The following is an 11,155-nucleotide window of genomic DNA, read 5'->3' on the forward strand; positions in this document are numbered from 1 at the left end:
CATACGTTATGAATTATTTTGTTACCACATATTATCGTATGGTTCTGGTTGATCTAATAATAAGTCTTCGTAGGTACAAAAACCACTATTTAATGCATTTCTACGTAATACTAAATATAATTCTGCAGATGTAGCGTTTTGGTAAGGAAGCACAAAGATTATACCTATTCCAAAAGCTAAAGCGCCTAAGAGATACCAACCAATAAAGGATAAGTCTAATACGAACATATCAAATTTATGACCTCTAGTCATTTCATTACTTAAAGCAATCGCCTTCTTAACTCCAATATTAGGGTTATCAGCAAGTATATATGGCACCATGCTGTAAGCATAGGATTTTATTATACCAGGGATGATTAACAACAAAGTCCACAAGAAGATAAAGATCTTTGTTACTAGCATTGTTTTAACTATGCCGCCATAGTTATATCCATTGAATCCAAAACCAAAGCAGCCCTTGTTATCTTTATATTGAGCAGACTTAATAAAATATCTTCTTCCACCTACTTCTAGGGAATAGCCAATGAATATACGAAGAGCAATTAATCCCAAGAACGCTACAAGCCCAAATAATAAAAATGGGAAAAGGTAATGAATAGGAAAAACATTAGGAATACTTGAATGAAAATCATTCGGTGCATTATTTAAAAAACCGTTATTTATGCCTGAGTAGAAATCATTTCTTCCGTTTCTTGAATGAGAGCCGCCTCCGCCACTCCATCCAGTACTACCACCGGCCAATGCTATTACTATACTAACACCAAGTGCACTTAAGTATATTTTACTTAATACTGCCTTGGCTCTGTCCTTTAATTCTTTTCTAGTCCACATGATATCCTCCAAATTATATTATTAGATTAATTACTTTTTGTAAAGGTTCAATATAAGTATATTATATGGTATAATATAACTTATAACAAGTTTATAAAATACTCATATATCGGTGTTTGTTTATTCTTATATCTTATATATAGATATAATCTCTTTATTTCATCAAATTACTTTGCTTTTCTCAAGGATACAAATTGAAAAAAATTATTACAATATAGGGTTCCTAACTCAATTATCAGTTTATACATACTAAAAGTTATAAGTGCATGATTTTTGTTAAAAACATAACAAAGTGTTCTTTATGACCACAATTTGTTTTTAAAGTTTATAATATTTTAATGTTTTGAATGTGGTGTTATTATTTACTCATAGCAAACGATTACAATGTTTTGATATATAAATGAAAGGTAGGTAGAAGAGATGAATTATTTTGAAGAAAGCTTAAAATTACATGAGAAGAATATAGGAAAGATAGAGGTAGTATCAAAGGTAGCAATTGAAACAAGAGAAGATTTAAGTTTAGCTTACACTCCTGGAGTTGCAGAACCATGTAGGAAAATTCATGAGGATGAAGAAAACGTCTACAAGTATACTTCTAAAGGAAATCTAGTTGCAGTAGTAACAGATGGAACAGCAGTACTGGGACTTGGAGATATAGGTCCCAAAGCTGGATTACCGGTTATGGAAGGTAAAGCAATTTTATTTAAAGCCTTTGCAGATGTAGATGCATTTCCAATATGTTTAGATACAAAGAATGTAGATGAAATAGTAAAAACTGTGAAGCTTATAGCTCCAGGCTTTGGTGGGATAAATCTAGAAGACATAGGAGCACCAAGATGCTTTGAAGTTGAAGAAAGATTGAAGAAAGAACTAGATATACCAGTATTTCATGATGACCAACATGGTACTGCAATAGTTGTTCTTGCTGGTGTGATAAATGCTTTAAAGGTAGTTGATAAAAAAATAGAAGATATAAAGGTTGTTGTAAATGGAGCTGGAGCTGCAGGAACTGCTATAGCTAAGTTATTACTTTCATTAGGAGTAAAGAATCTTATTGCATGCGATAAGGTTGGTATTCTATACAGAGGAATAGAAAATGTAGATGATGCAAAAAAAGAACTTGCAAAGGTAACTAATCCAGATAATATTAAAGGAAATTTAGCTGATGCATTAGTAGGTGCTGATGTATTCATAGGGGTTTCTGCACCAGGTATAGTAACTCAAGATATGGTAAGAGCGATGAATAAAGATTCTATATTATTTGCAATGGCAAATCCAACTCCTGAAATAATGCCTGACGAAGCAAAGGCTGCAGGAGCAAGAGTAATAGGCACAGGTAGATCAGATTTTCCTAATCAAGTTAACAATGTACTAGCTTTCCCAGGAATATTCAGAGGTGCATTGGACGTTAGAGCAAAAGAGATTAATGAAGAGATGAAAATAGCTGCAGCTTATGCAATAGCTTCTATGATAGAAGATGAAGATTTAAATGAGAATAATGTAATTCCAAATGCATTAGATAGAACTGTTGCAGCTAATGTGGCTGAGGCAATAAAGAAGGCAGCAAGAGAAAGCGGAGTAGCAAGGGTATAAATCAATAGCTTGCTCATAGAGTACCTTTTGAAAAGACACATTAAATTTTAGGGCACTGTTAAAGTATTATATTGAAATTAAGTAGTTATCCATAGGATGCTTTAACGAGTTTAGAATTTTAACAGTAGTTTTAAACATGGTCAAATTTGAAAATCTCAGATAAATATAAAGAATAAATGGAGGTATAAAAATGCAAATTCCAATTAAGAAGACACTTGATAAAATACCAGGCGGTATGATGGTAGTGCCATTATTTCTAGGAGTACTAGTTAATACGTTTTTTCCACAGTTCTTGAAGATTGGTGGATTTACAACTGCACTATTTGGTCCAGCAGCATCGTCAACAATACTGGCTTGTTTTATGTTTTTGATTGGTTCACAAATCAATTTTAAATTAGCACCAAAAGCTTTGAAAAAAGGTGCATTGCTAATAACAGGAAAGTTTATAGTAGGTGCAGGAATAGGTATATTCGTAGGAAAAGTTTTTGGAACTGCTGGTGTATTAGGTCTATCACCACTAGCAATTCTTGCAGCATTAACAAATTGTAATGGTGGCTTATATGCATCACTTGCTTCACAATATGGTGATGAAACTGATGTAGGTGCATACGCTTTATTATCTTTAAAGGATGGTCCGTTCTTTACATTGGTAGCACTAGGTGCATCAGGACTTGCTCAAATTCCTTTTAAGGCACTTTTAGCAGTATTAATACCGATAGTAATAGGTATGATTTTGGGAAACATTGACTCTGAAATGAGAAAGTTCCTAGGAAGCAGTAAGTTATTATTAATCCCATTCTTCTCATTCCCATTAGGTGCAGGAATGAATCTTGAAACTATTGTGAAGGCAGGAGGCCCTGGTATAATATTAGGTATTGTAGCAGCATTTACTGGAATCGGTGCTTATGTTCTTCTAAAATTATTTAAGGAAGAACCTATAATTGGACTTGCCACAGGATCAACTGCAGGAAATGCAGTTGCAACCCCAGCAGCTGTTGCAGCAGCAGATCCAACTTTAGCTGCAATTGCAACAGTAGCTACAGCTCAAGTTGCAGCAGCATGTGTAGTTTCAGCTATAGTTTGTCCATTTGTTGTATCATATGTATTTAAGGTACTTGGAAATAAAAAACTGAAAAATATGAATAACGAAGTTGCCACAGGATAATTATAAGTGTAAATCAAAAAAATAAAATATGATAAAGTATTGAGTTGAAATTAAGGTATCCCCTTACCCTATACTCCCTAAAATACCTTAGTTTCAACAGTACTAAAGATGTACCAATTCAGACCGAAAACTGTTTTCAAAGTGCCTCTGGATTCTGAGAAGCAGATTTGAAAATATAAATTCTAAAATGAAGTGGTACATCCATATATAGATAAACCAGTTTCAAATAGAATCTATAAATCAAGTAACATGCCATTAATAGTTAAAATGGATTTCAGTATATGTTAGATTTATGGAACTGGGATATCTATTCCTATTAATCAGATAAACTACTTCAGTCCTTAAACTCCAAATAAAGATTTCGATGGTTCTACGAATCTTTATTTGGATAAATTCTAATATGAAGTAGTTTATCTATAAAAAAATCCACAAATAAAAGTATATACCCACAAATATATAATATAGAGAAATCGGTGAATTTTTAAGGTTAGATAGAATAAATTGAACATATTGGATTGATACTGAATTAAGTACAGAAGAGTGGAAGACGATAATTAGAGAAGTATTATATAAATAGGAGCAAAGTAGTTATTCCTATATTTAATTCTTCTGGGTTATATAAATGTTTTTCTACGATTCTGTACTTTTAACTTTGTAACTATATAAATAAACAGTGAGAATTAATATACTATTTTATATAGACTTATTGGTAAGTAATGTATGACTAAATTAAGTATTTTTAGGTTAGGTGATTAGATATGAAAAAAACGATGAAACTACAGACGAAGATTACTTTATTAGTTATTACAGTGGTGTGTGTTTCTATATCTATAATTATATTTTTTGTAGCGTCATGGATGACAGGGAATATTGAAAACAAAGCCAGAACTAATATTATGAATGTTGCTGAGATGGTAGCACATTCAAATGAAATAGTAGATTCTTTGAAGATTAAAGATCCTAATAAAAAAATCGGCCCATACGTTAATATGCAATTAAAAAGCTTAGATCAGATTGAGTATATAATTGTTGTAGATATGGATGGTATTAGATATTCTCATCCTAATCCTGATATGATAGGAAAAAAGTTTGTAGGAGGAGATGAAGATAGGGTAGCACATAAAGGAGAAACATATATATCGGAGGCTACAGGAACACTTGGAAAAGCTTTAAGAGCTTTTGCTCCAATATATGACCCTGTAAGTAAACAAGAGATAGGATTTGTTTCCGTGGGTACTCTCACTCACAGCATTGAAACTGCTAAACATACTGCAATTATATATATAGTGTTAATTACGATTGGCGGTCTCACTGCAGGGATAGTAGGAGCATTTTTACTAGCAAATAGTATAAAAAAGACTTTACTTGGACTGGAGCCTGAGGAAATAACAAGGCTTTATAATGAAAAGATGGGGATCATTGATGCAATTCATGAAGGGTTAATGGCTGTCGATCAACTAGGTAGGATTACTCTCATAAATGATTCTGCATTGAGTATATTGCATTTTGAAGATAAAATAAATAAGAATGATATTATAGGTAAAAACATAGAAGAAGTTATTCCGAATACTAGAATGAACACTGTATTAGAAACTGGCAAGTCTGAGTTTGAAGAAGAGCAAAGAATAAATAATACTATAATAATGACCAATAGAATTCCGATAATTAATAGAGGTAAAGTAGTAGGTGTAATTGCAAGTTTTAGAGATAAAACAGATGTAACTAAAATGGCAGAAGAGCTTACAGGAGCTAAAAAGATGGCTTGGTCATTAAGAGCTCAGAACCATGAATTTATGAATAGGCTTCATACAATTTCAGGGTTGATACAGCTTGAAGAGTATGATGAAGCGCTGCAGTTTATATCAGATATAGCTAAAGTGAGAAGTAATATAAGTAATATATTAAATGAGAAAATAAAAAATGCATCCTTATCAGCACTGTTACTATCAAAGTATAATAAGGCAGAGGAGAGCAGGGTTAAACTTAAAATAGACGAAGATTCAAAACTTATAAAACTGCCGAGTCATATGACCTCTGAAGAAGTTGTATCTATTGTAGGAAACTTGATAGAAAATTCTTTAGATGAAGTTAAAAATGATGGTACTGGGCTAATATACGTAAAAATAGTTGAGAATGAAAGCTTTCTAAATATAATAGTTAAAGATAATGGCGGAGGAATTCCATTAGAATATAGAGAAAAAATATATGAACAAGGTTTTTCAACAAAGGATGGACAGCGTGGTCATGGCATGTATATTGTAAAAAAAATAGTTGACGAGTATAACGGTATTATAACCTTTGATGTAGAGGGCGGAGTTAGTTGGAATATAACTATACCTATGACAAGGAGTGAAAATCTTGATTGAGGTAATGATTGTTGAAGATGACCCTATGGTTAGGGAAATAAATTCTAAGTTTTTAAAAAGGATAGAAGGATTTACTTTGTATAAGGCAGTTTCTAATCTTGAAGATGCTAAAAAATATATTGCTCTTAAAAAGCCAGATTTAATATTGCTGGACGTATTTCTTCCTAAAGAAAATGGACTTGATTTCTTAAAGTGGATAAGAGGCCAAGAGATAGATATAGATGTTATTTTGATTACAGCAGATAAATCTATTGAAAGAATACAGGATGCTTTCAGATTTGGAGTTGTAGACTATCTTATAAAGCCCTTTAGCTTTGAAAGATTTAAAGAAGCACTTATACAATTTAAGAGCAGGTATTATAAGTTTAAGAAGAATGATGAGATTGAACAAAAAGATTTAGATAAACTAATATCCAGTTCAAATACTTCTCAAAGTGAAGAGGATTTTGCAAAGGGACTCAATAAATACACCTATAGATCTATATGGGATGAAATAGAAAAAAGCAATTATGAAGATGTTACAGCGGAAGAGCTAGCAGAGAAACTAGGGATAGCAAGAGTGACTGTTAGAAGATATCTTGAGTATATGGAGAAAGAAAATAAGATAGAGAAGTTAGTGGAATATGGGAAGGTAGGTAGACCACAATATAAATATCATAAGATTTAGCCACACATTTAAATCTAGACATTAAAGAAGCAAGATGTAACTCTTATTATATTGGATAAGCTGGGATGAATTGCCGTGGGAGATGTTGTAAAATCAAATGCAGTATGATATACTTACATCAACTATCTCAACCCTTAACACGCGTATAAAGGAAAAAGTATGAACACAGAGGCGTTACAATATTTCATCAAAGTTTACGAGAAGAAAAGTGTTTCTTTGGCAGCCAAAGATTTATTTATTACTCCTCAAGGATTAAGTAAGACAATAAAACAGCTAGAAATGGACTTGGAAGCTGAGTTATTCTGTAGAGGATCACGTGGAATGGAAGCTACAGAATGCGGTGAATTGTTATATGCTCGAGCTAAACATATCTGTTATCTGATGGAAGACATAAAAAAAGAAATTAGTATAATAAACGGTAGAAAAAATATTTTATTGAATGTTGTTGTTACATATGCAACAACATCTGCAGTTCCTCCTGATATGCTATTTGGTTTTTCTAGCGTTTATCCTAGCATAAAAATGAAGTTAAGAGAATTTCCAGATGAATATCCTATTGATAAATTGTTTGAAGAGCAGGCTGATGTTGGCTTAGTTCTTGGACATGAGGATATAGAAAATTGTGAATATGAGCTGGTTGTACCAGGTGAAGTAGTCATAGTAGTTTCTAAAAAGCATCCATTGGCTGTAAAAAACGAGATTTCCATATTAGAACTGGAAAATATGCCTTTGGTATTAAAGTCTATGGAATCAGGCAAACAGCATAGTTTAGTTGATAAGTGTCTAGAATATGGATTTGCGCCTTACGTTAAACATGAAATGGGAAATATATTAGCTGCGCATATATTATGTGAAGCCAATGGTTATGTGGCAGTTTCAGTTGACTTTATTGAAGATGCAGTTAAAAATGATAAGCTAAAAGTAATAAGGTTAAAAGAGAAAATACCTCAAAATATTTATATGATTACTAGAAAAAGGGACATACAGTCTAAGACAGTAACCCTGTTTCGAAGTTACATAAAACAATACAGCAAGGAAAGAATCAAGTCGTTTTGATGTGCGAAGGTGCATTAAAACGACTTTTCTTATGCGCAACTAAAAGTTAACATACCGAACTTTTGGTTGATTGAGGTCGCTACCATAATGTGCTAAATTTAATCTTGTAATGGTGATAAGCTTTACAAGGTAACGGTTTGTAAGGGATCATATGAGATTAGTAAAAAATATGGGGGGGAAGGAAACGCGTGATTAAGTTAATGGGAGGTAAAGTTTTTTTGCATCATTAATCTTATAATTAGGGGGAATAGAAGATATGGGTAAGAAAAAAATGAGTAAGAAAAAGTCTCGTATAATAACGAGATCTATATTGGCAGGTTTACTTGTAATTGTATTCGGGGTAAATATTGCATTATATCAATTTAGAGAAATTATTACATCTTATTTTACTACAATGAACACTACTAGTAAGGAATCTGTTGCAGCACGTGACAAATCAAAAAAACTTGTTGAGCAGATTGCAGATGAAGGAATAGTTCTTCTTCAAAACAAGGATAATACTCTTCCTTTAAAAACAACAGCTACAAATAAGACTAAAGTAAACGTTTTTGGATGGAGCTTTACAAATCCTATTTATGGTGGTACTGGTTCTGGTTCAACAGATACATCTACTGCAGTTACACCAAAAGCAGGACTAGAAGCTGCTGGCTTCCAAGTAAATGATACTCTATATAACGACTATCTTGCATTAAAAATGCAAAGACCAATAGTGGGTATGAATGGACAAGACTGGACTATTCCTGAGCCAGAAGCATCATTCTATACAGCTGATAGAATGAAGCAAGCTAAGGATTTCTCTGACACTGCAATTATATTTATTGCACGTTCAGGTGGAGAAGGTGCTGATCTTCCAACAAGCTTAGATGGTGCTGATACTTTTAATGAAAAAGGCAGCCAACAAGGACCAACAGGTCAAAGATTTGGTAATAAGGATGATCTTGACGCAAGCAAGCATTATCTTGAACTTAGTAACAGAGAAAAAGGTATGGTAGAAGCTGTTACAAAGAACTTTAATAAAGTAATTCTTGTTGTTAACAGCAGTAATACTTTTGAACTTAGCTGGGTTAAGAATTACAGTCAAATCAAGAGTGTATTAAATATCGGAGGTCCAGGACAAAACGGATTTAACTCTCTTGGAAAAGTTATTGCAGGTACTGTTAATCCATCTGGTAAAACTGTAGACGTTTATGCTACAGATCTTTTAGATGCACCTTCAATAAAAAACTTTGGAAACTACGATTATGTTGTTAAGAATGCAGATGGGTCATACTCACAAGCATTTGATTCAGGTAAAGTTGGACTAAATTATGTTGACTATGCAGAAGGGGTTTATGTAGGATACAGATACTATGAAACTGCTGCATCAGAAGGAGCAATAAACTACGATGAAAAGGTAATGTATCCATTTGGATATGGTTTAAGCTACACAAACTTTAAGCAAGAAGTAGTTCCAGATAGCTTATCATGGAATGATAAAGATATATCTGTTAAGGTAAAGGTAACAAACACTGGATCAGTGGCTGGAAAAGATGTAGTAGAGTTATACTATTCCGCACCTTACACTGGTAAACTAGAGAAATCTTCAATCGTCATTGGTGCATTTGCAAAGACAAATGAAATAAAGGCAGGAGAATCAGAGACTGTTACACTTTCATTTAAAGTAGAAGATATGGCATCATATGATTCTAACAAAGCTTACACTGCAAAAGGTGGATATGTTCTTGAGCAAGGTGAATACAAGCTTATGCTTATGAATAACTCTCATGAAAAGATAGCTGATGTAGCTTCAAAGAATCTTTCTCAAGTTGTTTACGACTCTACAGCTCGTTCTACAGATAAGCAAACAGCTGTAAATCAATTAGATGGTAATGTCACAGGCGAAGGAAGTATAGCAACATATCTTTCAAGAGCTAATGGTTTTGCAAATCTTAAGGATATTGATAAGAATCAAACTTATACAATCAAATCTGCAGATGGTAAGACTACATCTAAAGTAAAAGGTACTTTAGTGGATTCAAGTTTTGTTAAATATGTTAATAGTAAGAGATATGATGTACCTGCTGATACTAAGACTTCAGCTCCTACTACTGGTGCAAAGAATGGTAAGAAGTTAAAAGATTATGTAGGTGTTGATATTAAAGACAAGAGCTGGGATGCTTTACTTGACCAACTATCAGTTGATGATATGGTTAACTTAGTAGTACATGGAGGATATAAGACAGTAGAACTTACTTCAGTTGGTAAGCCTGCTACACTTGATTATGATGGACCTTCAGCTATTAGCTCATTCCTTGCTAAAACAAAGGTATCTGGTATTTCATTCCCTTCAGAAGTTTTAGTAGCTTCTACATGGAATGTTAAGCTTGCAGAGTCTATGGGACAATGCATTGGAGCTGAAGCTAATAGTTATGGTGTTACTGGTTGGTACGCACCTGCTATGAATACTCATCGTACAGCATTTGGTGGAAGAAACTTTGAATATTATTCTGAAGATGGACTTGTTGCAGGTAAGATGGCAGCAGCTGTTACCAAGGGATATCAAAGTAAGGGCGGATATGTTTACATGAAGCATTTTGCATTAAATGATCAAGAAACTAACCGTACTTTCGGAGTATTAACTTGGGCTAATGAACAAACTATTCGTGAAATTTACCTAAAGCCATTTGAATTTGCAGTTAAAGAAGGCGGTGCTAAAGCTGTTATGTCTTCCTTTAACAGTGTAGGTAACACTTGGGCTGGTGCAAGTTCGGGTCTACTAAAACAAATCCTTCGTAATGAATGGGGCTTTAAAGGTATGATTGACACTGACTTCTATATGAATGGAGGCGGAATAAGCGCATATCCATACATGGTATTTGAACTTGGTATCCGTGCAGGAAATGACACTTACCTTACTGGGGTAGCACCTATGGGAGTACCTTCTGCTAATACTAAGAGCAATGATACTTTGTGGTCACTAAGAGAAGCTTCTCACAATATGTTATACACTATTGCAAATAGTGGTGCTATTAAAGATGGTCTAAGTACAGATACTCCAACATGGGTTAAGATAACAATTGGTGTTGATGTTGTACTTGTTCTAGCTATATTAGCAGGTCTAGTTGTTAGCTTCAGAAAAAGCAATAAAAAAGAAGAAGTTGAAGTTTAAAATTGTATAAACTTTTGATATAAGAGAAACTTAAACAGCCAGACTGCCTTAGGCAGTCTTGGTTAAAGATGAAACACTTCAATCCGAAATCTATTTTCAAAACTCCTCTGGATTTTGAGAGGAGAATTTGAAAATATAAATTTAAGTATGAAGTGGGTCATCTAAAGATGAAACACTTCAATCCGAAATCTATTTTCAAAACTCCTCTGAGTTCTGAGAAGAGAATTTGAAAATATAGATTTAATTAAGAAGTGGTTCATCTATATCTTAAGATGTACCAGTTCGGAGCGAAATCTATTTTTAAAACTCTCACGGTTCTGCTGAGAGAA

7 protein-coding genes are annotated in these 11,155 nt (G+C 33.4%); 6 read left to right on the forward strand and 1 reads right to left on the reverse strand.

What is annotated here, in order from left to right; genetic code table 11:
* Window positions 1-21: 21 nt before the first annotated feature.
* Complete coding sequence (locus bsdtw1_RS02450) at window positions 22-831, reverse strand: DUF975 family protein (protein WP_183276014.1); 810 nt, start codon at window positions 829-831, stop codon at window positions 22-24.
* Between the two features lie 420 nt (window positions 832-1,251).
* Here bsdtw1_RS02450 and bsdtw1_RS02455 point away from each other — a divergent pair, with 420 nt between their 5' ends.
* From bsdtw1_RS02455 to bsdtw1_RS02480, 6 genes are all read left to right on the forward strand, one after another.
* Window positions 1,252-2,424 carry an NAD(P)-dependent malic enzyme gene (locus tag bsdtw1_RS02455; RefSeq protein ID WP_183276015.1) on the forward strand — a complete coding sequence of 391 codons (1,173 nt, stop codon included), beginning with the start codon at window positions 1,252-1,254 and terminating at the stop codon, window positions 2,422-2,424.
* Window positions 2,425-2,614: 190 nt separating this feature from the next.
* Window positions 2,615-3,589 (forward strand): 2-keto-3-deoxygluconate permease, encoded by a 975-nt coding sequence (locus bsdtw1_RS02460; protein WP_207723000.1) that lies wholly within the window; start codon window positions 2,615-2,617, stop codon window positions 3,587-3,589.
* A 758-nt stretch (window positions 3,590-4,347) separates the two neighbouring features.
* Window positions 4,348-5,955, forward strand: coding sequence for an ATP-binding protein (locus tag bsdtw1_RS02465; RefSeq protein ID WP_183276016.1), 1,608 nt, complete (start codon window positions 4,348-4,350; stop codon window positions 5,953-5,955).
* Complete coding sequence (locus tag bsdtw1_RS02470) at window positions 5,948-6,622, forward strand: response regulator (RefSeq protein ID WP_183276017.1); 675 nt, start codon at window positions 5,948-5,950, stop codon at window positions 6,620-6,622. The genes bsdtw1_RS02465 and bsdtw1_RS02470 overlap by 8 nt, the downstream gene beginning before the upstream one ends.
* Window positions 6,623-6,781: 159 nt before the next feature.
* On the forward strand, window positions 6,782-7,678 hold the full coding sequence (locus bsdtw1_RS02475; RefSeq protein WP_183276018.1) for a LysR family transcriptional regulator: 897 nt from the start codon (window positions 6,782-6,784) through the stop codon (window positions 7,676-7,678).
* 256 nt (window positions 7,679-7,934) lie between these two features.
* Entirely contained in the window at window positions 7,935-10,826 is a 2,892-nt protein-coding gene (locus tag bsdtw1_RS02480) for a glycoside hydrolase family 3 protein (RefSeq protein WP_183276019.1), read from the forward strand.
* Window positions 10,827-11,155: the final 329 nt, after the last annotated feature.

It is taken from the genome of Clostridium fungisolvens (genome assembly GCF_014193895.1).
Taxonomy (GTDB): Bacteria; Bacillota; Clostridia; order Clostridiales; family Clostridiaceae; genus Clostridium_AR; species Clostridium_AR fungisolvens.

Bases quoted from the DNA above. Each gene is read 5' to 3' on its own strand.
- bsdtw1_RS02465 (WP_183276016.1), top strand. From the start codon at position 4,348: ATGAAAAAAACGATGAAACTACAGACGAAGATTACTTTATTAGTTATT.
- bsdtw1_RS02450 (WP_183276014.1), bottom strand. From the start codon at position 831: ATGTGGACTAGAAAAGAATTAAAGGACAGAGCCAAGGCAGTATTAAGT.
- bsdtw1_RS02460 (WP_207723000.1), top strand. From the start codon at position 2,615: ATGCAAATTCCAATTAAGAAGACACTTGATAAAATACCAGGCGGTATG.
- bsdtw1_RS02480 (WP_183276019.1), top strand. From the start codon at position 7,935: ATGGGTAAGAAAAAAATGAGTAAGAAAAAGTCTCGTATAATAACGAGA.
- bsdtw1_RS02475 (WP_183276018.1), top strand. From the start codon at position 6,782: ATGAACACAGAGGCGTTACAATATTTCATCAAAGTTTACGAGAAGAAA.
- bsdtw1_RS02455 (WP_183276015.1), top strand. From the start codon at position 1,252: ATGAATTATTTTGAAGAAAGCTTAAAATTACATGAGAAGAATATAGGA.